At 41.6% G+C, this 21,547-nt stretch carries 18 protein-coding genes and 1 pseudogene; 13 read left to right on the top strand and 6 right to left on the bottom strand.

From position 1 onward, the window contains the following. Positions 1–43: 43 nt before the first annotated feature. Positions 44–1,597: an ABC-F family ATP-binding cassette domain-containing protein gene (locus AC0VX7_RS12950; RefSeq protein WP_475424550.1), complete on the bottom strand. Its 1,554-nt coding sequence runs from the start codon at positions 1,595–1,597 to the stop codon at positions 44–46. Positions 1,598–1,898: 301 nt separating this feature from the next. Here AC0VX7_RS12950 and AC0VX7_RS12945 point away from each other — a divergent pair, with 301 nt between their 5' ends. The 3 genes from AC0VX7_RS12945 to AC0VX7_RS12935 all read left to right on the top strand — a co-directional run bounded on the left by AC0VX7_RS12945 (position 1,899) and on the right by AC0VX7_RS12935 (position 4,820). Further along, on the top strand, positions 1,899–3,302 hold the full coding sequence (locus tag AC0VX7_RS12945) for an LVIVD repeat-containing protein (protein WP_475424549.1): 1,404 nt from the start codon (positions 1,899–1,901) through the stop codon (positions 3,300–3,302). 255 nt (positions 3,303–3,557) lie between these two features. After that, positions 3,558–4,286: a YqcI/YcgG family protein gene (locus AC0VX7_RS12940; RefSeq protein WP_475424548.1), complete on the top strand. Its 729-nt coding sequence runs from the start codon at positions 3,558–3,560 to the stop codon at positions 4,284–4,286. 252 nt (positions 4,287–4,538) lie between these two features. Continuing rightward, entirely contained in the window at positions 4,539–4,820 is a 282-nt protein-coding gene (locus AC0VX7_RS12935; RefSeq protein ID WP_475424547.1) for an AbrB/MazE/SpoVT family DNA-binding domain-containing protein, read from the top strand. A gap of 143 nt (positions 4,821–4,963) precedes the next feature. Here AC0VX7_RS12935 and arcA read toward each other — a convergent pair whose 3' ends face one another. Then, positions 4,964–6,196: an arginine deiminase gene (gene arcA / locus AC0VX7_RS12930; protein WP_475424546.1), complete on the bottom strand. Its 1,233-nt coding sequence runs from the start codon at positions 6,194–6,196 to the stop codon at positions 4,964–4,966. Positions 6,197–6,651: 455 nt separating this feature from the next. Between arcA and AC0VX7_RS12925 the strand changes: the two genes are divergently transcribed. Together AC0VX7_RS12925 and AC0VX7_RS12920 are read left to right on the top strand one after the other, a co-directional pair. Next, the gene (locus tag AC0VX7_RS12925) at positions 6,652–7,842 is read left to right on the top strand and encodes a glycine C-acetyltransferase (RefSeq protein ID WP_475424545.1); all 1,191 of its coding nucleotides are present in this window, start codon (positions 6,652–6,654) and stop codon (positions 7,840–7,842) included. A 66-nt stretch (positions 7,843–7,908) separates the two neighbouring features. Further along, positions 7,909–8,853, top strand: coding sequence for an L-threonine 3-dehydrogenase (locus AC0VX7_RS12920; RefSeq protein ID WP_475424544.1), 945 nt, complete (start codon positions 7,909–7,911; stop codon positions 8,851–8,853). Between the two features lie 30 nt (positions 8,854–8,883). Here the strand turns inward: AC0VX7_RS12920 and selD are convergent, their stop codons facing one another. Further along, positions 8,884–9,936: a selenide, water dikinase SelD gene (selD, locus tag AC0VX7_RS12915; RefSeq protein WP_475424543.1), complete on the bottom strand. Its 1,053-nt coding sequence runs from the start codon at positions 9,934–9,936 to the stop codon at positions 8,884–8,886. Positions 9,937–10,128: 192 nt separating this feature from the next. On the opposite strand from selD, the pseudogene AC0VX7_RS12910 reads away from it, so the two are divergent. After that, a pseudogene (locus tag AC0VX7_RS12910) lies at positions 10,129–10,317 on the top strand (Rdx family protein); the annotation flags it as partial. Positions 10,318–10,479: 162 nt separating this feature from the next. Further along, on the top strand, positions 10,480–11,886 hold the full coding sequence (gene selA / locus AC0VX7_RS12905; protein WP_475424542.1) for an L-seryl-tRNA(Sec) selenium transferase: 1,407 nt from the start codon (positions 10,480–10,482) through the stop codon (positions 11,884–11,886). Positions 11,887–11,972: 86 nt separating this feature from the next. Here the strand turns inward: selA and AC0VX7_RS12900 are convergent, their stop codons facing one another. After that, on the bottom strand, positions 11,973–12,116 hold the full coding sequence (locus AC0VX7_RS12900; protein WP_023614207.1) for a small acid-soluble spore protein P: 144 nt from the start codon (positions 12,114–12,116) through the stop codon (positions 11,973–11,975). A 114-nt stretch (positions 12,117–12,230) separates the two neighbouring features. On the opposite strand from AC0VX7_RS12900, the gene AC0VX7_RS12895 reads away from it, so the two are divergent. Next, positions 12,231–12,488 (top strand): DUF2524 family protein, encoded by a 258-nt coding sequence (locus AC0VX7_RS12895; RefSeq protein ID WP_475424541.1) that lies wholly within the window; start codon positions 12,231–12,233, stop codon positions 12,486–12,488. A 38-nt stretch (positions 12,489–12,526) separates the two neighbouring features. Here AC0VX7_RS12895 and sspO read toward each other — a convergent pair whose 3' ends face one another. After that, positions 12,527–12,676, bottom strand: a complete 150-nt coding sequence (gene sspO / locus AC0VX7_RS12890) for a small acid-soluble spore protein O (protein ID WP_475424540.1) — start codon at positions 12,674–12,676, stop codon at positions 12,527–12,529. A gap of 332 nt (positions 12,677–13,008) precedes the next feature. Here sspO and acnA point away from each other — a divergent pair, with 332 nt between their 5' ends. The 3 genes from acnA (at position 13,009) to AC0VX7_RS12875 (ending at position 18,288) form a co-directional block, all read left to right on the top strand. After that, complete coding sequence (acnA, locus tag AC0VX7_RS12885) at positions 13,009–15,717, top strand: aconitate hydratase AcnA (RefSeq protein ID WP_475424539.1); 2,709 nt, start codon at positions 13,009–13,011, stop codon at positions 15,715–15,717. An 849-nt stretch (positions 15,718–16,566) separates the two neighbouring features. Beyond that, positions 16,567–17,115, top strand: coding sequence for a hypothetical protein (locus AC0VX7_RS12880; protein WP_475424538.1), 549 nt, complete (start codon positions 16,567–16,569; stop codon positions 17,113–17,115). A 303-nt stretch (positions 17,116–17,418) separates the two neighbouring features. Next, entirely contained in the window at positions 17,419–18,288 is an 870-nt protein-coding gene (locus tag AC0VX7_RS12875) for a DMT family transporter (RefSeq protein ID WP_475424537.1), read from the top strand. Between the two features lie 191 nt (positions 18,289–18,479). On the opposite strand, the gene AC0VX7_RS12870 is transcribed toward AC0VX7_RS12875, so the two are convergent. Beyond that, entirely contained in the window at positions 18,480–19,766 is a 1,287-nt protein-coding gene (locus AC0VX7_RS12870) for an NCS2 family permease (RefSeq protein ID WP_475424536.1), read from the bottom strand. 135 nt (positions 19,767–19,901) lie between these two features. Between AC0VX7_RS12870 and AC0VX7_RS12865 the strand changes: the two genes are divergently transcribed. Together AC0VX7_RS12865 and AC0VX7_RS12860 are read left to right on the top strand one after the other, a co-directional pair. Next, entirely contained in the window at positions 19,902–20,792 is an 891-nt protein-coding gene (locus AC0VX7_RS12865) for a LysR family transcriptional regulator (RefSeq protein WP_475424535.1), read from the top strand. A 61-nt stretch (positions 20,793–20,853) separates the two neighbouring features. Further along, positions 20,854–21,390: a DUF3231 family protein gene (locus tag AC0VX7_RS12860; RefSeq protein ID WP_215035645.1), complete on the top strand. Its 537-nt coding sequence runs from the start codon at positions 20,854–20,856 to the stop codon at positions 21,388–21,390. Positions 21,391–21,547: the final 157 nt, after the last annotated feature.

Genomic DNA, 21,547 nt, shown 5'->3' with positions numbered 1-21,547 from the left:
TAAAGAAAAACCTGACGGAATAGCCGTCAGGTTCCTTTGAATTCTATTTTGATTTTTCAATCCATTCTTCAACATTCCAGACTTTTGTTACCCAGTCTTCGTAGAAATCTGGTTCGTGGCTGACTAGGACAACCGTCCCTTTATATGCCTTCAATGCACGCTTTAACTCTGCTTTCGCAGTGATGTCAAGGTGGTTGGTAGGCTCGTCGAACAGAAGCCAATTGCTCTCGTGCATAAGCAATTTTGTCAGGCGGACTTTCGCCTGCTCACCGCCGCTAAGCTGGTTCAACGGGCGGGAAATATGTTCATTCTTTAGGCCCCCACGTGCTAATGCAGCGCGGACCTGATGCTGATCCATGCCTGGGAACTCGCTCCAGACATCCTCAATCGGAGTGATACTTCCTGCTTTTACTTCCTGTTCAAAGTAAGAAGGGAAGAGGAAGTCGCCGCGTTCGATTTTACCGCTCAATGCAGGAATTTTCCCAAGCATCGTTTTTAACAAGGTCGATTTACCGACACCATTCATTCCGACAATCGCAATCTTCTCACCACGCTCGATCGTAACCGACATTTTAGGGAGAAGTGGTTGAGTATATCCAATTTCAAAGTCTGTGCCTTCAAATACATAACGGCTGCTTGCGCGTGATTCCTTAAACTCAAAAGTAGGTTTGACGGCCGTTTCAGGTCTGTCAATTCGTTCCATACGGTCAAGCTGCTTTTGGCGGCTCTTTGCCCGTCCTGTTGTCGAATAGCGTGCCTTATTTTTGGCAATGAAATCTTCTTGTTTCTTGATGAATTCCTTTTGCTTTTCATATGCGTTGATATGCTGATTCTTGTTAATTTCGGCCAATTCCAGGAATTTTTCATAGGTAGCAGTATAGCGCGTCAGCTTTGAAAATTCCAGCTGGAAAATAACATTTGAAACCGGGTTCATGAATTCAGTGTCATGTGAAATCAGGATAAAAGCATAAGGGTAATCCTTCAAGTATTTTGTGAGCCACTGGATATGCTCGACATCAAGGTAGTTGGTCGGTTCATCAAGCAGGAGAACCTTTGGCTTTTCAAGCAATAGCTTTGCAAGAAGAACCTTTGTACGCTGGCCGCCGCTCAAAGCAGAGACATCGCGATCTATACCGATTGCATCCAAACCAAGACCCCGCGCAGCTTCTTCGACCTCCATATCAAGGGAGTAGAAACCTCCCGCATCTAAGGCATCCTGGATTTCCGCCATTTGTTCAAGTAGCTTTTCAAGCTCCTCAGGTGTTGCATCCGCCATTTTTGCTGTCACTTCATTGAGTTCTTCTTCTTTCTTAAAAAGAGGAAGAAACGCATCACGCAATACATCGCGGATTGTTTTTCCAGGTGTCAAAACTGTATGCTGATCAAGATATCCATACTCAACTCCTGGAGTCCATTCAACTTTACCGGAATCGTGTATCAACTGCCCAGTAATGATATTCATCAATGTCGACTTTCCGACACCGTTCGCTCCTACAAGGCCAACATGATCTTCTGCCAGTAAACGAAAGGAAACGTCTTTAAAAAGGGTACGATCGCCAAATGTGTGGCTTAAATTTTCTACATTCAATAAACTCATGATAAAATCCTCGCTTCAATCTATTTTAAGAAAACAAATATTTTACAATCACATTTCTTAATCATACTAAAATCTCTGGTTTTCGACCAGCGTTTTCTAGGTTGGAAGATATGGAAACTGTTCCTATCAGCTTTGTGGAATTTTACCTAATTCGGAATCCGAAACAACTACTATAGACATAGCAGCAAATTACAAAATTAGGATAAATTAACTGAATTTACAAAAAATACAGTTTATTAATTGAAGCGAAGTTTTCACCTCTGCTATATTGTTATTCAATACATAGAAGGAGGTTTAAATTATGAAAAAACGTTTGTTATCGAGTTTTATTTTAGCTGGTGCTCTGACGGTCTCTTCGGTTCCATTCAATGTCCTTGCCCATGATGAACTTGGGGATGTCAATATTGAAAAAGGAGAGAGGGCTGGATATAGCAATATTGCTGTCCCTGTCATGGAGGGCAGCAAAAACCTCCAATTCTTACATGAAGCAGCAGCTCCTGAAATGAATACAGTAAGGGAAGATGGAAAACAGAATAGTTTTGCGGATGTCTATTCGCATAAGGGGTATGCATATCTTGGAACTCACACTAAAAACGGCGCAAACGGAGGCGTGCGTGTATTTGATTTAAAGGATCCTGCAAATCCTCAAGAAGTTGCTGTTTTTGCCAATAATGATATCCCTGGAACCTGGCAAGAAAAAGTAATCGTAAAAAGCGTCAATACACCATCTTTTAAAGGAGATCTTGCCGTGGTGAGTGTGCAGCAACTAGATAGTAAAAACCCTGATTCCAAAGGCGGTTTCCTGCTGTATGACGTGACAAATCCAACAGAACCAAAAAAGCTAGGATTCTATGAGGTTACAAAGAAAACGAGAGGAACTCATGAGTTATATTTAACTATGCAGGGGAACCGCGCGATCGTACTTGCTGCAAATCCTTATGCAGACTATTATAGCCATGGGGAGGAAAAGGACTTCCAGGTTGTAGATGTCAGCGACCCTGCAAACCCTCAAAAACTATGGGAGTTCGATCCAAGAATGCTTGAAGAAATTCCGGACGATTTTAACGGATACCATTGGAATTCTCCTGATGGAAAAACCCGTCCAGTTTTCAATCACAGCACGATGATAGATGAAACCGGAAAGTATGCCTATGTTTCCATGTGGGATTTGGGTACAGTCATTTTTGATATCAGCAATCCCGAAAACCCTCAATACCTTGGACGTACAGATTTTGGTTCCGACCAGCAGGGATCCGCACACTCGGCTACCCTTGCTAAAGGAGGAAATGTTCTGATTGAGACCAGGGAAGTCTATAACCCAACGAAAGAAGGTTATGAACAATCCTATGGCTACACAAGAATTTTCGATATCAAGGATAAAACAAATCCTAAATTACTAAGCGAGTTTAAGACTGATTTGGTTGATAACGTCGAGGATGGTACTACATTCGCAAATACAGTCCACGACCCTAAAGTCCATGGAAACACATTGTACTTGTCCCACTACGCAGGAGGAGTATATGCAGTTGATATAACAGACCCAGCGGCACCTGTTCAAGTAGGCCAATATGTACCTGAAAGAAGTGATGTATGGGGAGTGTTTGTGGACAGGAATTACATTCTTGCATCTGATATCGGGTCAGGATTAAAGGTTTTATTGAAGAATAATAGTTCATCCACAACACCTAGCCAGGGTGTAGAATAATTTGGCTGTTTTAGCAGGGAGTTGAGCTTTTTCATAATTCTTCACGCGGAAAGCGCCTTTCTGGAGTGGAAATCCACTTTTTAAAAGCAACAAAGCATACGAATACAGCCAATTACTTATGGTGAAAGCACGCGAAGATTGCGTGCTTTTACTTTTTTCTTATGAAGGTATGTGAAATAAAGAAAGGAAGCAATTTGTTTACTAATTGATTGAAGGGGTAAATGGTAACTGACTAACTAAGTTGAGGTGTAAAACATGGCAGTTACCAATAGTTATTTGTTTACAAAGGAAGATATGGTCAATTCAGACCTTGTGCCTGAGTGGGTGATAAAAGAATATAAAAATTTCAGGGATGTTGTCACAAATCGGGAGTTTCCTTGCTATTTTGGAATGTCTGCCGAGAAAAAAGGAGAACTCCGTTATTCATATATTAGCCGGGACAATTGGGATGAATTGCCCGGTGCTATAGAAGAATTCATTGCATTGTTTGATGATTCCAAGCCTCTTATAAGACATGGATTGTTTGTATTCGTCGAGCCTGAAATGGAAGAAAAAACAATTGATTACTATCGTGAATACTTTTGGAATGTACTTCAGTTCTTACATGAAAAAGATACGCAGCCATGGCCGGCAGATTATCCACAAGATCCTGACCATCATTTATGGGCATTTTCGTTTGCAGGCGAACCTTTTTTTGCCTTCGGAAATGCACCCGCCTATAAACAGCGAAAAACTAGGGATCTGGGAAATAGTCTTGTTCTTGGTTTTCAGCCGCGTCGAATTTTTGAGGGACTTGAAGGAACGTCAAAGGGTGGGATTATGTCACGGGAAAAGGTAAGGGAGCGCGTTGAGAAATGGGACAACCTGCCAAAGCACCCTAATGTAAGCCATTATGGCGATCCGGATCATCGGGAATGGAAAATGTATTTTATCGGCGACGACAGCAAACCAATAGAAGGCAAATGTCCTTTTCACCATAAATAACACAATGGGCTAAATTCTAATATTAGAGTTTAGCCTTTTTGTGGTTGGAATAGTCTTAAATTCGTTATTATAGGTACTTTGGTAATTAGAGGAACCTATATAAATCATAGTAACGGTCAAACGCTGATTGCTTAAACTGACACATTAATAATGTAAAATTATGCCTCGTTTTGCTATAATTGTATTGGGCTAGAATTTATTCAAAGAATTGACATCCACATCCCATAATTTTTTTGAAGGGAAGGATGCTATATGAAGGCTACAGGAATTGTGAGGAAAACAGATCAACTTGGCAGAGTGGTCATTCCTATGGAGCTTAGGAAAAAACTGAGTATCGGGGAAAGTGATCCGCTCGAAATATTTGTTGATGAGGATATGATTATCCTGAAGAAATACCAGCCAGATCAAACTTGCCTCATAACCGGTACAATCAGCAGTGATAATTTGTCACTAGCAAATGGTAAGATCGTGTTAAGCAGAGAGGGAGCAGAGCAATTGGTCAAAGAATTGCAAAGCTACCTTGCAACCAGCTAGAAATAAAAGCGTAAGCGCCTAGATCAGCCCTGACAACGGCTCGAGGGGCTAGGCGCTGAAGCTAGATACTAATCATTGTGCAATAGTTATACTAGTTTAAAGTTAACATGTAAAGCAGTCCTGCTATCAGGACTGCTTTTTGTTTACAAGTCTTTTCGGTAGATAGGCATGCTCATGCAACGCGGGCCGCCGCGTCCTCTTGATAGCTCCGAACTTGGAATCTCAATGACTTCTACACCATTTTTACGCAACAAGTCATTCGAAACATAGTTGCGGTCATATGTAACGACTACTCCTGGTGCAATCGCAAGTGTATTTGAACCATCGTTCCATTGTTCGCGGGCTGCTGCAATTTCATGTCCGCCCCCACAAGGAATCAGTACGAGCTCTTGTAGACCAAGGACTTCCTTTAGTGTTTGTGTCAGATTTGAGCGCTCGGAAATGTTAAGAGTGTCAGGATCCATGCCTTTTTCGAGAATATAGATTTTCATATTTCCATTAGGGCCTTCAATTCCATGATGGATTGTGAATTTCTCATGATCAACCATTGTAAATACAGTATCAAGATGCATATAAGCTCTTAATTTAGGGATTTCAACTGCAATCACTTTTTTTATGCTACCGTTCCTTGCAAAAATCCGTTTCGCCAATTTTTCAATCGCCTGTGCAGACGTCCTTGCACTAACCCCAATCGCAATCACCTCACGACTGAGTACTAACTCGTCTCCACCCTCTAATGGATAATATTCATCACGGTCATACCAATGTGGAATATCATGCTCGGAGAATCTAGGATGGTGTTTAATGATAAAGTCCATGAACAATGATTCTCTTTTTCTTGCACCTTCACACATCTTGTTTAGAGAGACACCATTTCCAATCACAGCTGCCGGGTCTCTTGTGAAATAAAGGTTTGGCATTGGATCGAGAAAGAATGGGTAGTAATCATCGAGAAGCTCATGTAAGTGGACTTTTTTCTCTTGCTTGATTTCTGATTTAAGAACCCCAGACATGACTTTTCGGATCATTTCATCAGTTGAAAAAGAATGAAGATACTCTTCGACTGTTTGTCTCGAGCCATTCAAATTGCTCTTGCTTTCATTCAATACTTGATCTATGAACTGTTGATGTAACTCATCAGTTTTTAATGCTTCTTCCATTAATTTTTCCAAGTAGAGAACTTCAACGCCGCGATTTCTTAATACATCCGCAAAGTAATCATGCTCTTTTTGAACTGCTGGCAGGTAAGGGATATCATCAAAAAGGAGTCGTTCCAGGTACTTGGGTGTCAGGTTTTCGACTTCCTTTCCTGGACGGTGCAAGACGACGGATTTTAACTCACCAATTTCAGATGTTACATTCAAAGGGTGTTTCATATAAGTAGCCTCCATATTCAGTATCTATTTCTATATGAAATAAGGAGGAAGTGATTATTTATGTAAAACCTCAAATTTCACTGCCCCCGCCAAACTGCTTGCCTGCAGACTGGCTCCCTTTTCTATACCCTAATAAAAACTTTGAAACCTATGTTTTCAAGGTTTTCCCCAAAAGTGATGAAAGGTTATCACCAGGAAGACTGCCAACATCAATGGAGATGCAGCTTTTCATAAAAAATCATGCATTGTGACAAAAAATAGGGAAAACTAAACAGATAAAAAAAGAAAGCGTTTTCTGTCCTTCATAGATGTACAAATATAATAAATATGATAAAGTATATTTTGTGAACACACATTAAACATGGAAAAAGAGGCGGAAATACTGTCCTCTCCAAAAAGACAGATGTATCCATTATAATGACATGCCAAATGTAATGGCAGAAAGGGGATTTACGATGTCTAGTAAAACATTGGATCAGTTTTTAAATGAAAACCTGGAGGATTTAAAAGGGAAGGGTTTATATAATGTAATCGACCCGCTTGAGAGCCCAAATGGACCAGTCATAACCATTAATGGGAAAGAGATGATTAACCTCTCCTCAAATAATTACCTTGGACTCGCTACGGATGAAAGACTGAAAAAGACTGCAGATGAAGCCATTGAAAAATATGGTGTGGGAGCAGGTGCAGTACGTACAATCAACGGAACGCTCCAGCTGCATATTGAACTAGAGGAAGTATTGGCGAAATTCAAGAAGACAGAAGCTGCGATTGCATACCAGTCCGGATTCATGTGCAATATGGCTGCCATTTCAGCTGTCATGGATAAAAATGATGCCATCCTTTCTGATGAATTGAACCATGCATCAATCATTGATGGCTGCCGTTTATCTAGAGCAAAGATCATCCGCTTCAACCACTCAGACATGGAAGACCTTCGGGCAAAAGCTAAAGAAGCGAAGGAGTCTGGCCAATACAATAAAATCATGGTTATTACAGACGGAGTATTCTCAATGGACGGGGACATTGCAAAGCTTCCGGAAATTGTAGAGATCGCCGAAGAATTCGATCTTATTACATACGTCGATGATGCACACGGTTCTGGAGTGCTTGGTGAAGGTGCTGGAACGGTTAAACATTTCGGCCTTTCAGATAAAGTCGATTTCCAAATTGGTACTTTATCAAAGGCTATTGGTGTAGTCGGAGGGTACGTTGCTGGTAAACAAAACTTGATCGACTGGCTGAAGGTTAGAAGCCGTCCGTTCCTTTTTTCAACTTCACTGACTCCGGCCGACGTTGCTGCCAGCAAGAAAGCAATCGAAATTTTGATGGAAAGCACAGAATTGAACGAGCGGTTATGGGAGAATGCAAATTATCTGAAAGACGGTCTGCAAAAACTCGGCTTCGACATTGGCCATTCTGAGACGCCAATCACTCCATGTATCATTGGCGATGAAGTCAAGACGCAGCAGTTCAGCAAAAGGCTTTACGAAGAGGGAGTATACGCTAAATCAATCGTATTCCCGACTGTACCACGTGGAACTGGCCGTGTAAGGAACATGCCTTCGGCAGCTCATACAAAGGAAATGCTGGACAATGCCATTTCTATTTATGAAAAAGTAGGCAAGGAATTAAAGATTATTTAATTGGATATGCCGGTTTGGATGTCAAGCCGGCTTTCTTTTTCAGAGTAACCGGGAGGAATACATATAATGAAGAAAATCTTAATAACTGGCGCGCTTGGCCAGATTGGTTCTGAATTAACAGTTAAACTACGCGACATCTATGGTCAGGATAATATAATTGCGACGGACATCAGGAAAACTGATTCTGAAGCTGCTACCAACGGTCCATTCGAGATCCTTGATGTCATGGACGCAAACAAAATGGTCGAACTGGCAAAAAAATATAATGTCGATACCATCCTGCATATGGCAGCATTGCTATCTGCAACGGCGGAAACGAAGCCGGTATTTGCCTGGAACCTTAACATGGGCGGCCTGATGAATGCTCTAGAAACTGCTAGAGAACTAAATTTGCAATTTTTCACACCAAGTTCCATTGGTGCTTTTGGTCCTAATACGCCTAAGGACTATACCCCTCAGGACACCATCCAGCGCCCAACAACAATGTATGGTGTTAACAAGGTTGCCGGTGAGTTGCTTGCGGATTACTATTTTCACCGTTTCGGGGTAGACACAAGGGGAGTAAGATTCCCTGGGTTGATTTCTTATGTGACACCTCCAGGCGGCGGAACAACTGATTATGCGGTTGAAATTTACTATGAAGCAATTAAGAATGGGAAATACAGTTCATATATTGATAAAGGCACTTACATGGACATGATGTATATGCCAGATGCGCTTGGGGCGATCATTGACCTGATGGAAGCTGACCCTTCCAAGCTGATTCACAGAAATGCTTTCAACGTAACAGCAATGACCTTTGACCCTGAGGAACTGACAGCAGAAATCAGGAAGCATATTCCAGGGTTTGAAATATCCTATAATGTCGATCCGGTCCGTCAGGCAATCGCAGACAGCTGGCCGAATTCTATCGATGCATCATCTGCTGCTGAAGAGTGGGGCTTCAAGGCGAAGTATGATCTCCCAAGTATGACTGCTGACATGCTGGAAAAATTAAAAGTAAAGCTATAGATAAAAGGAAAAGGTGAAATCTCAATGATTTCACCTTTTTACATAGATTAGTTTATCTTTCTTTTCTGTGACCTTCCCAACTATAGCCGCGTGAACGACCCCTTTGTTTTTTAAGGCCTCCACGTACTGCCCGGCTTCGCTTTCAGGAAGCGAAACGAGGAGTCCTCCAGAAGTGATCGCATCACAGAGTATTAACTGCTCTTCAGTAGAAATGTCCTTATACTCTACATCGTTATCCAGCCATTTATGGTTGGATTTTGATCCTCCAGGCACAATTCCTTTTGCAGCCAATTCATATGTACCTTCTAAAACTGGTACGTCAGCTAATGAAATTTCAAAACTGACATTGCTGCCACGAGCGATTTCACTCCCATGTCCAAGCAGTCCGAACCCTGTTACATCCGTTACCGCATGTGGGGTGAACGCCTTTAGAGCATCTGCTGCCGATTTGTTCAGCAAGGCCATTGTTTCCGTTACTTCTTGCTCTTGTTCGGCAGTTACTGCGTTGCGCTTGATTCCTGTTGTCATGATGCCGACTCCGATAGGTTTTGAAAGAACAAGTAAATCACCTGGCTCTGCGCCGATATTTTTCCAAATAGCACCAGGGTGGGCCAGACCCGTCACGGATAAGCCGAATTTAGGTTCCTGGTCATCAATTGAATGACCGCCAATCGTCACTGCGCCAGCTTCCTTCACCTTGTCACTGGCACCTCTCAATATTTCTGCAAGCATATCCGGTCCTAGCTTTTTGATCGGATATCCCACCATATTAAGGACTGTTTTAGGTTCGCCGCCCATTGCATATACATCGCTTAGGGCATTCGCGGCTGCAATCTGTCCAAACATATATGGGTCGTCCACTACAGGGGTGAAGTAATCAATCGTTTGGATCAGGGCGATATCGTCGGTAAGTTTATATACACCTGCATCATCGGAAGTCTCATGTCCGACTAGCAATTCAGGAACATTTTCCTGTGCTGGCAATAGACGCAAAACTTGCGTCAAGTCCTCGGGACTGATTTTGCATCCTCAGCCAGCCTTTGTTGATAGTGATGTCAAACGGATTTTCTCGTGTTCACTCAACCTGATCACCTCCACAAAAAAGTATACTCTTTCTTGTTTTTAAAATCATCCTTAAGCTATTATTATTTGCACTGACAATGGCTTTACACTAAAATGACAGTAAAAACATATAAAAAAGTATTACAGGGGGATTTTGCAATGAAGAATTTTCAAGTAACCATCCAATTTTGCATGCAGTGAAATTATGCACCAAAAGCCGCGAGTTTCGCGGAAGAATTATTCACGCATTTCCGAAGCCAGATTGAGAAGATGGAGCTGATTCCAGCTTCCAAAGGAGCTTTTGAAGTAACAATAAATGGCCAGACAATCTATTCGAAACTGGATACAGGTGTTTTTCCTGATACAGACGACATGATCAAACATATGGAAGCGATGAATTAATGCCCTGGCAATTAGCCGGGCTTTTTTTATACTCTCTACCGGGATATTTTACGGTTTATGCGCTTTCCATTTTTCCTTCAAGTTCACCGTTTTGAAAAAACTTTTAGTTGGGCAATAATGATATAATTAATGAATGCACAATCGTTGTGGGGGAGATAGATTTTGAAACAATTTTTAAGGCAGCTTCCTGCTGTACATGAATTACAGAAGGATACTAGGTTTTTTGATTTAATGAAGAAGCATGATGCGGACGCTGATCGTTTTACAGACATAATCAAAGATGTATTAAATGATATAAGGAAAGAAATTGTTAACGAAAAATGGAATGGGCCAAAGCCTGGTACCCAACTGTTTGTTGACCAGCTATTTACATTGCTTGATTCATCGGCAACAGAGAGATTTGACTATACACTGAAGAGGGTCATTAACGCTACAGGGACCATTTTACATACGAATCTTGGAAGGGCAAGATTGAGCGAGAATGCAGTGAAGCATGTGGTAGAAACCGCGAGGAATTATTCCAATCTTGAGTATAGGTTGAAAGAAGGCGAGCGCGGGTCCCGGCACAGCCATGTCGAAAGCCTAGTTAAAAAAGTCACTGGGGCTGAAGCAGCGATGGTCGTTAATAATAATGCTGCAGCAGTTTATTTAATCATGAATGCACTTGCAAAAAACAAGGAGGTCATTGTTTCACGTGGGCAGCTTGTTGAGATCGGTGGCTCCTTTCGGATTTCCTCCATTATGGAAGAAAGCGGAGCTCATTTAGTGGAAGTTGGAACAACAAATAAAACGCATTTATATGACTATGAGAATGCAATCACTGACGATACCGGGATGATTCTTAAGGTCCATACGAGTAATTTTAAAATATATGGTTTCTCGAAAACTGTCGATACAGAGGAATTGGCCCAACTATCAAGTAAGCACGACCACGTCATTTTTTACGAAGACCTCGGGAGCGGTGTTCTTTATGATTTCACCCGCCATGGAATCGGTGACGAACCAGTTGTAGGAGAAGTGCTGAAAATGGGTGCAGATATTGTTTCTTTCAGCGGAGACAAGCTCCTTGGCGGTCCACAGGCTGGGATCATCGCAGGGAAGAGAGCACTGATTGATAAGCTGAAAAAACACCAGCTGGCAAGAGTCGTTCGAGTAGATAAAATGACACTCGCGGCGCTAGAGGGGACTTTGATGGATTATATAAGGGGTGAGCAGGGGTTACTCGATATCCCGACACTAAGAGACTTGCTTGTTCCTCTTGAAGAACTGAGAGTCAGGACTGAGCGTTTTGCGGATGACATTAATTCCTTTGAAGGTGGGCTAAAAGCAGTTTTGGCAGAAGGAACTAGCCAGGTTGGCGGAGGGACGATGCCCGATGTTCAGCTGCCCACGTATCTAGTCTCGATCAGTCATCCGGAGGTCAGTGCTGAACATATTGCCAGAAAGCTCCGAACGGAACATTCCCCGGCAATCGTTGTTCGGATCCAAAAGGAAGAAGTTTATGTTGATCTTAGGACCGTTACAGCCGAAGAAGGCAAAATTCTACTGAATGCGTTTAAACAATTTTAGAAAGAGGGCTGCCATTTTTATTGGCAGCCCTGCCTTTTTTAAAAAAATTCAAGCTTATTTACGGCGGCAATTCACTTTCGCCTCTTTTACATATCGTGGTGTGAGTTATGTTTTTGGCGAGTATGGTTACGGTTTTTCACTTTCTTTGATCCGCTTAATGGAGCAGGCTGGCTGTCTTGATCGCCCTTCGGAGCATTCTTACGCATATCTTTGGAATCATTTTTATTCATTGCTCATCCCTCCTGACTTTAGGATTAGATTTTCCACCGAAATTATACTGAATAAATTACTTATAACTGAGCAATTTAACGGTAAAGATTTAATACACCAGGAGGAAATCACATATGCCTTATCATAAAGATAAACAGCAAGCCTTTCAGGCAGCACAGCAAGGATTCGAAGACGCGCAAGGACTATACTCAGAAATCGTACGTGACAGCGCAAGCTATGGACATCAGCTAAAACATCTTAAAAATGAAGTGAATGAAGCATACCAGCAAATTGAAAATGCCCTCGAAAACGCATCTGAACACCAACGGGAACAGCTTGAGAGGTTCCAGCAGGATTTGCAGAGCATTGTAACTGAGGTAAATATGGAATAATAGGAAAAGCGGAAGGTAGGCCTTCCGCTTTTTGTTTCTTATTGATTCTTTTTCCTCTTCTTATTGTTTTGCTTTTCCAGTTCTGATAATGGCTCATTTGCCATTTCCTCGTTATACCCAGCTCCATTACCTTGAGCTTTAGCTGCATTCGCTCCAGGGATGACATGATTTGATTTTCTTTTTACCACAGAATTCACCTCCATCTGCCATATTTTTTCCCACAACCCATTACAAAATCCATCTTTTTCATTTTTGTGAAATAGTTTTTATTCAAGTTGGCGTAGAAAGGGGATGGATTTTTTGTTTGATAAAATCCCATTAAGATTGTTTTAATCGTGTTTACAATTTTTATAATAAGAAAAACTTATCAACCACAATAACTTTCTTGTTATTTACTTATACACAAGGTTATATTAATATGAAATTGTGAGAAAAGTTAGGATGGAATACAAGATTCAAACTTTTCGACAATTACTTTTATTTAGTTTATGATGTTTACGTAAAAGAAGGGGGTAAACATATGTCAAATCAAGATGTTTTTAACGCCCGTAGTTCATTTGAAGTTGACGGGAAACGCTATCATTACTATAGCCTGGCAGCATTAGAAAAGGCTGGAATCGGCAATGTATCAAAACTACCTTACTCCGTGAAGGTTTTGCTTGAATCCGTACTTCGCCAGCATGATGGCTTTGTAATTACAAAAGAGCACGTTGAAAATCTAGCAAAATGGGGAACTAGCGAAGTTAAAGAAGTGGATGTGCCTTTCAAGCCTTCACGTGTCATTCTCCAGGACTTCACTGGTGTACCAGCAGTCGTTGACCTTGCATCACTTAGAAAAGCAATGGCAGACATGGGTGGAGACCCGCAAAAAATCAATCCTGAAAAGCCGGTTGATCTAGTTATTGACCACTCAGTACAGGTTGATAAATACGGAACTCCAGATGCACTAAATGTAAATATGGAACTTGAATTCGAACGTAATGCTGAACGTTACCAGTTCTTAAGCTGGGCACAGAAAGCATTCGATAACTACCGTGCTGTTCCACCAGCAACAGGTATCGTGCACCAGGTTAACCTTGAGTACCTTGCAAACGTTGTCCACGCTGTAGAAAACGCAGATGGCGAATTTGAAACTTTCCCTGATTCATTGGTAGGTACTGACTCACATACTACAATGATCAATGGTATTGGTGTTCTAGGATGGGGCGTAGGCGGTATCGAAGCAGAAGCTGGAATGCTTGGCCAGCCTTCATACTTCCCAGTTCCAGAAGTAGTAGGTGTAAAATTAGTAGGAGATATGCCAAACGGTGCTACTGCAACTGACCTTGCACTTAAAGTGACTCAGGTTCTTCGCAGTAAAGGCGTTGTTGGCAAATTCGTCGAGTTCTTCGGACCTGGCGTCGTTACACTTCCACTTGCAGACCGTGCGACAGTTGCCAACATGGCACCAGAATACGGCGCAACTTGCGGATTCTTCCCAGTTGACGGAGAAGCATTGGATTACATGCGTTTAACTGGACGCACAGAAGATCACATTAAAGTGGTTGAGGCATACTGCAAGGAGAACGGATTATTCTTCGATCCTGCATTAGAGCCAGTTTATACAGATGTTGTAGAAATCAACCTTTCAGAAATCGAAGCTAACCTTTCCGGCCCTAAGCGTCCACAGGACTTGATCCCGCTATCAGAGATGCAAAAGTCCTTCAAGGAAGCATTGACTGCACCTGCAGGAAACCAGGGATTTGGCTTAGACAAGAAAGAAATCGAAAAAGAAGCTGTTGTTGAGTTCGCTAATGGTGACAAAACTACAATGAAGACTGGTGCAATCGCAATTGCCGCGATCACTAGCTGTACAAATACATCTAACCCATACGTACTTGTAGGCGCAGGCCTTGTTGCCAAGAAAGCTGTTGAGCTTGGAATGGAAGTTCCTAAGTTCGTTAAGACTTCATTGGCTCCTGGTTCCAAGGTTGTTACTGGATACCTTCGTGATTCAGAATTGCTGCCTTACCTGGAAACACTCGGCTTCAACCTTGTAGGTTATGGCTGTACGACATGTATCGGTAACTCTGGTCCATTAAAGCCGGAAATCGAAAAGTCTGTAGCTGAAAGCGACCTTCTCGTTACTTCTGTCCTTTCCGGTAACCGTAACTTCGAAGGACGTATCCACCCGCTCGTAAAAGCAAACTACCTGGCTTCACCGCCATTGGTTGTTGCATATGCCCTTGCAGGAACAGTGGACGTCGATCTTCAGAATGACCCTATCGGTAAAGACAAAGATGGAAACGATGTATTCTTCAAAGATATCTGGCCATCAACTGAAGAAGTGAACGAAGTCGTACACCGAGTTGTAACTCCAGAGCTATTCCGCAGAGAGTATGAAACTGTGTTCACTGATAATGAAAAGTGGAACGAGATCCAAACAAACAGCGATCCGCTTTATACATTTGATGAAGATTCAACTTATATCGCAAACCCACCATTCTTTGAAGGTTTAACTCCAGAGGCTGGGGAAGTTGCTCCATTGAACAACTTGCGTATTGTTGGTAAGTTCGGTGATTCTGTAACCACTGACCATATTTCTCCTGCAGGTGCGATCGGCAAAGATACACCAGCTGGAAAATACCTGCGTGAAAAGGGTGTAGAACCTCGTGACTTCAACTCATACGGCTCACGCCGTGGTAATCACGAAGTTATGATGCGCGGAACATTCGCAAACATCCGTATCAAGAACCAAATCGCTCCTGGCACAGAAGGCGGTTTCACAACTTACTGGCCAACGAACGAAGTCATGGCTATCTTTGATGCTTGCATGAAGTACAAAGAGCAAGGCACTGGCCTTATGGTTATCGCAGGCAAAGATTATGGCATGGGATCTTCCCGTGACTGGGCTGCGAAGGGTACTAACCTATTAGGAATCAAGACTGTTATCGCTGAAAGCTTTGAGCGTATCCACCGTTCAAACCTTGTATTGATGGGCGTACTGCCACTTCAATTCAAAGCTGGTGAAAACGCAGAAACTCTTGGCCTGACAGGAAGAGAATCATTCGACGTCCAGATTGATGAAAAGGTTCGCCCACGCGACATCATCACTGTGACAGCTACTGACGAAGACGGCAACAAGAAGACTTTCGAAGCTCTTGTACGTTTCGATTCAGAAGTCGAAATCGACTACTACCGTCACGGCGGAATCCTGCAAATGGTTCTTCGTGATAAATTAAAAGCGTAAATAATTAAACTGAACCCCCTGGCCATTATGCGGACCAGGGGGTTTTTGGTGTATTGTAGTGCTGCCTTTATTTGTAATTAGTTCAGTTAGAACATCGGGTCGATCTTGACAGCTTTTCGGTTGAGGGAGCTGAAGCTGTCAGAATTCCGGCTTAATCATGACAGCTTTTCGGTTGATGGAGCTGAACCTGTCAAGATAAAGGGTTAATCATGACAGCTTATCACCTGAAGGGGCTGAACCTGTCAAGATAAAGGGTTAATCATGACAGCTTATCACCTGAAGGAGCTGAACCTGTCAAAATAACGGCTTAATCATGACAGCTTATCGCCTGAAAAGGCTAAACCTGTCAAGATAAAGGGTTAATCATGACAGCTTATCACCTGAAGGGCTCGAACCTGTCAAGATAAAGGGTTAATCATGACAGCTTATCACCTGAAGGGCTCGAACCTGTCAAGATAAAGGGTTAATCATGACAGCTTTTCACCTGAAGTGGCTGAACCTGTCAAGATAATGGGTTAATCATGACCGCTTTTTGCCTGAAGAGCTCAACAAACCTGTCAAGATAATGGGTTAATCTAGTAAGCTTTCACCTGATGGAGCTCAACCTGTCAAATTCCAGCTTGATATGGAAAGCTGTTTTCGCCAGGTTATGCTATTGTTTAGTGAAAATATTAATTAAGAAATGACTATTAAATACAGTTTCCTCGATTATTTAACAGTGAGGAGTGCTCCTAACTTACTGATCTTACAAAATTCGCGAAAACTTCCAATGTATCGACAACTTCTCTTATTGATATTTGCTGGCAAAAAGGTATGTTTAAGATAGATGGAACATAAGGAGTGTTTTCTATGGGCCTAGTATCAATAGTTGCAAGAGAGGATTTTATTTCATTGGTTACCGATTTGGGAACTCATCAGATAATCGATGATATCAGGTTTAAAGAATTAATACCAAATACAGCCTTCATTGCTTTCTCATGTGATGAGGAATATGCCATGATGGCCGCAAGTGCTGCTGAAATTCTCGTTAATCAAGGAATGAGTCTTAAAGAATTGGCAGAATCAATCCAGTCATCAATCAAGAGTTCCATACTCATGGAGGATGGACAGCCCTTTGAAGCAGTGGTCGCAGGGTACTCTCAAAAAGGGGAAGCACAGTATCATGTCATATCCAATACAAAGCCCCTTGAATCCTATTACCCTCGGACAGGTGAGAGTCTCTACTATGTAAACGGTCAAGAATCGATGCTTGTACTTGAGAAGTCCTTGAAGATGTATGGCATGGGGACAGTTGACCAGGCACAGGCTGCCCAAATCCATTTGTTGCAGGAAGCGGCAAAGTTCATTCCAAACGTTCATACAAACCCATCCTCATATATTCTCAAAAAAGCAAATTAAAACCTGCCTGTTTTTTTGGTGCCTTATCTATAAACATAAAAATGGCGTGTAAACTGGAATCAGTTTTGACACGCCATTTTATGTTTATTTTTTTTGCACCCACATATAAACTATCTCATTCACAAGCCTTAAAGATGTCAGCAGGTTTTAGGTACGAAAACAAGGGAATTATCGTTAATACCTTTTTTAAAACATATATTGATGGTGAGGTCTTAACGAGAATTGTGTGTTTTTTAAATATTCATGAATAATGGCGCGGGATCACAAAATTCAAACCCATACTTTTCATAAGGGGGGCACAACATGAAATTTGCAGGGGTAGGCTTAGTTATACTGGCGGCAATATTCTGGGGCATTAGTGGAGGAATTGCCGATATTTTAATGACCAGAGGCTGGGATCCTATTGTGATTTCACTATATCGAGGGGCTGTTGGATTTATATGTTTTTTTGCCTGGTTTCTCTTTCGCTTTAGACAAAATTGGACCTTATCTACTCGCTTATACATATGGTCCTTATTGGCGGGTGTTGGCGTTGCTGGAAATTTCACTTTTTATTTTGTAAGTATCCAAGCCTCAAGCATTGCTGTTGCTGCTACTCTAATGTACACGGCGCCTGTCTTCGTCCTATTAATATCTTTTTTGTTGCGAATAGAACGTTCAACTTGGTTTAAATGGGGATGCATTGCAGGTGTACTTATAGGAATTACCCTTCTTACAGGTGCCTACAACACCGAATCGGTTTCAGTGAGTTTTCTAGGAGTGACAGCGGGGCTAACTGCTGGTCTTTCCTATGCATTGTTTATCTTCGGGTTTAAAAATGCCTCTTCTATCGGGAAGCCGCAGACCACGTTAACCATCGCATTCTTTTCATTATGTCTCATCCTTTTTCTTTTTGCAGACAAAGATGAAGCTGTTGCTGTGGTAACGTCAAGCGACATAGGATGGTTCCTTCTATTAGGTATCGTGGGTGCTGGAATTTCATTTATATTTTATGTGATTGGCATTCGTAGGACTGCCCCAACAACTGCTTCAATGGTTGCTATGGTAGAGCCGGTTACAGCTTCATTATTTGGCGTTCTGATCATCGGTGATCATTTGACCACCATTCAACTTATTGGAATGATGGTCATCTTGGTTACGATCACTGTACTTAGTGTGAAGCAGTCCGACTGAGTAATCTTCAACTAATTTTTAATGGATCATTTTATTGTGAAACGGCAATTTCGTTTTAAAACACAACGACCAAAGAGAAAAGGACGGCAGTATAATTTACACTGGCGTCCTTTTCTCTGGTCTATTTATTATTTAAGGCATGTAACATCTTTGAGGTACTCATAAAATTCCACAGATCATTTCCGTAGCTCTTATAGTGCATACTGCAGCACGAAGTTACCAAGGAACAGCAATGCAATCATATAAAGTGCAGGCTGGATTTCTCGGCCTTTTCCCATCAGTAGCTTTAAGAGCGGATAAAGGATAAAACCAATCGCCATACCATCTGCAATGCTGTAGGTTAATGGAATCAACACAATAATCAGAAGTGCTGGGAAGCTTTCCATTAAATCATCAAGCTTGATGTTCGTTATATTTTGAAGCATCAATATTCCTATTAAAATTAATACCGGTGATACCGCACTTTCAGGTACGACTTTTATGACAGGAATTAGTACAATCGACGCCAGGAACAGGACACCTGTAGTAATACTGGTTAAACCAGTTCTGCCGCCAGCCGCTATCCCTGCAGCACTTTCTACAGATGATACTGTTGGGCTCGTGCCGAAAATACCTGCGGTGGCAACTGAAATCGAATTAGCTTGAAGTGCCTTCTTGCTTTTTTGAGTCTGGTTAAGCATTTTTGTATGGCCATGGATCAGACCGATGTTTTCAAAAATAACGACCATTGCAAGAGAAAAGGCTGTCAGCCAGAAAACAAAATTACCTGCCTGGGCAAACGACAGCTGCCCAAAAACAGATGTGTACTCACCAATTGCCGGTATGCTCCACGAAACTCCGCCACTTCCAAAATTACCGAAAATAAGAGAAAGTACAGACGTGAATACAATGCTCAGCAATAGATTGCCTGGAATATTTTTAATAAATAAGACAACTGTGACGATTAGACCAATTAATGTGATGAGTGCAGTTGAGCTGCTTAAATCCCCGATTTCTAGCAGGGTATGCTCCGAGCTTGTAATAATTCCGCTATTATCGAAACCAATTAAAATCAATAGTATTCCTATACCGACTGTAATTGCTTCTTTCAATGAATCTGGAATGGATGCGATGATTGTCTTCGCCAGCGGAGTGAAGGCTAAAAACATGAACAGGATACCCGAAACGAAAACCATCGCAAGAGCTTCTTGCCATGTAAAACCGCCGGATTGCACAATTGTATATGTAAACATCGCATTTAATCCCATACCCGGAATCACTAGAATTGGAGTGTTACTCCAGAATCCCATGAGCAAACAGCCCGCAAACACTGTGAGAATCGTGGCGATGATTCCTGCTTCGAGTGGGATGCCTGCTGCTGCTAATATTGTTGCGTTGACAATAATTATATATACAACTGTTATATAGGAAATAAGACCAGCAGATAACTCTCTTCCAAACGTTGTACCATGTGCCTTTAATTGAAATAATTTATCCATTATTTTCTCCTCTCTCTTTTACAGATAAATTTTCCGTTTTGAAACGAATGAAAATATCGTACCATAGACCTTAGGTATATTTAAAATATATAATTTGTATTAAAATCATATCTTTTTTAAATAGAAGGAGTTTTTATGGATATTAGACAAATGCGATATTTTATCGCAATCGCCGAAGAAAAGAATATAACAGCTGCAGCACATAGACTTCATATGTCACAGCCGCCATTAAGCCTTCAATTAAAACAAATGGAAGAAGAACTAGGAGTGATGCTGATTGAGCGGCATGGAAAAAAGCTTGAATTGACTGATAAGGGTCAACTGCTATATAGACATGCACTTAATATTGTCCATGCTTTTGAGGAAGTGAAAAATGAACTTCAAGAGACGGATGAAGGGAGGAAGGGAAATTTATCGGTCGGCATCAACACTCTATCTGTGCCAGAATTCCCTGAATGGCTGGAAGCATTTCACACATCCTTTCCGCTTGTCTACTTGCGGATTGTACAAAATGACTCTGCCTACTTGGCTGAACTTGTAAAAAATCGAACAATTGAACTGGGACTGGTCAGGCTTCCATTGGCTAATCAAGATCTTAATTACCTTCCTTTATACAATGAATCATTTGTTTTCGTTTGCAGGCAAAAGGGGAAAGACGAGATATCAATAGAAGAAATAAGCAATTATCCGTTAATTCTACCTTCTACAGAGGGACTTGGAAGTTACAATATAATCCATGATGCTTTTACAAAAGCCCAGCTTCCGCTTCAGGTCATATGTGAATGCTCAGATATGAATGTTCTGATACAAATGGTTTCCTCCGGGATTGGTTCAACGATAGTCCCTGAATCTGTTTTTCAATCATACGGGCACTCGAATCTTTTCACCCGGAATATTTCAGATGCCGAGATGGTATCATCTGTTGGGTTAATCTGGCTAAAGCAGCATCACCTTTCCAGACCGGCAAGAAATTTTATTGATTTGGTCAAACAAGGTCTCGGTTTATCCGATAATTTTTATGAATAGAAAAGCTTTATAAATCTAATAATAACCCCAAATTCTGTTGCAGAAAGGAAGGTGTCCTGCTTTGAATCTTTTTGAAGTGATGAAGGATGCTTTCGGTCCTTTTATGGACGGAGACAAAAAGCCTTTGCATGTTGGGGAAGTAATGAATCTATGGTTTTATCTCCATGGGACGGAACAAACCCTTAGGTACGATCAGCACGCATATAATTTAGCGCTTGACCCTGATCTCAAAGAAAAAATTTCGGATATCATTGAAAATGTTCACAGGCCGATGATCAAGGAATTGACACAGTTTTTCATGGATGAAGGAATTCCTTTGCCTGATGTAGGAGCGGAAAAGGTCGTCGGTGAATTCAAAGCACTTCCTGAAGGGGCCAGGATGAATGATGAGGAAATCGCCAATTTGATCGCTTACAATCTCGTAGTAGGAATCACGTCTGCAACAAGGGGCATTACCGAATCAGTAAGATCGGATGTAGGTTATCTATTTGCGAAATACCATATGATGAAAGTAACTTTTTCTTTGACTTTCAAAACGCTTATGCAGGAAAAGGGCTGGCTAAGAGTGCCGCCATACTATTATAGCGGTAAACAGTGAGAGCAGCGTCAATGGCGCTGCTTTTCTAATTGTTAACCAGGAAATTATAAAATTATTTAGGTGTGGGTGGATAACTTCATGTGGTTTTCTTAAACCAGTTCCAGCGCCTAGCCCCTTGAGTCGCTTCGATCCGCCCATTGAAGTCAAAGAACGACTT

This window comes from Mesobacillus sp. QJM3NY_10 (assembly GCF_056173465.1).
Note: the sequence above shows the minus strand (reverse complement) of the source record. Positions and strands in the feature narration are given on the sequence as shown.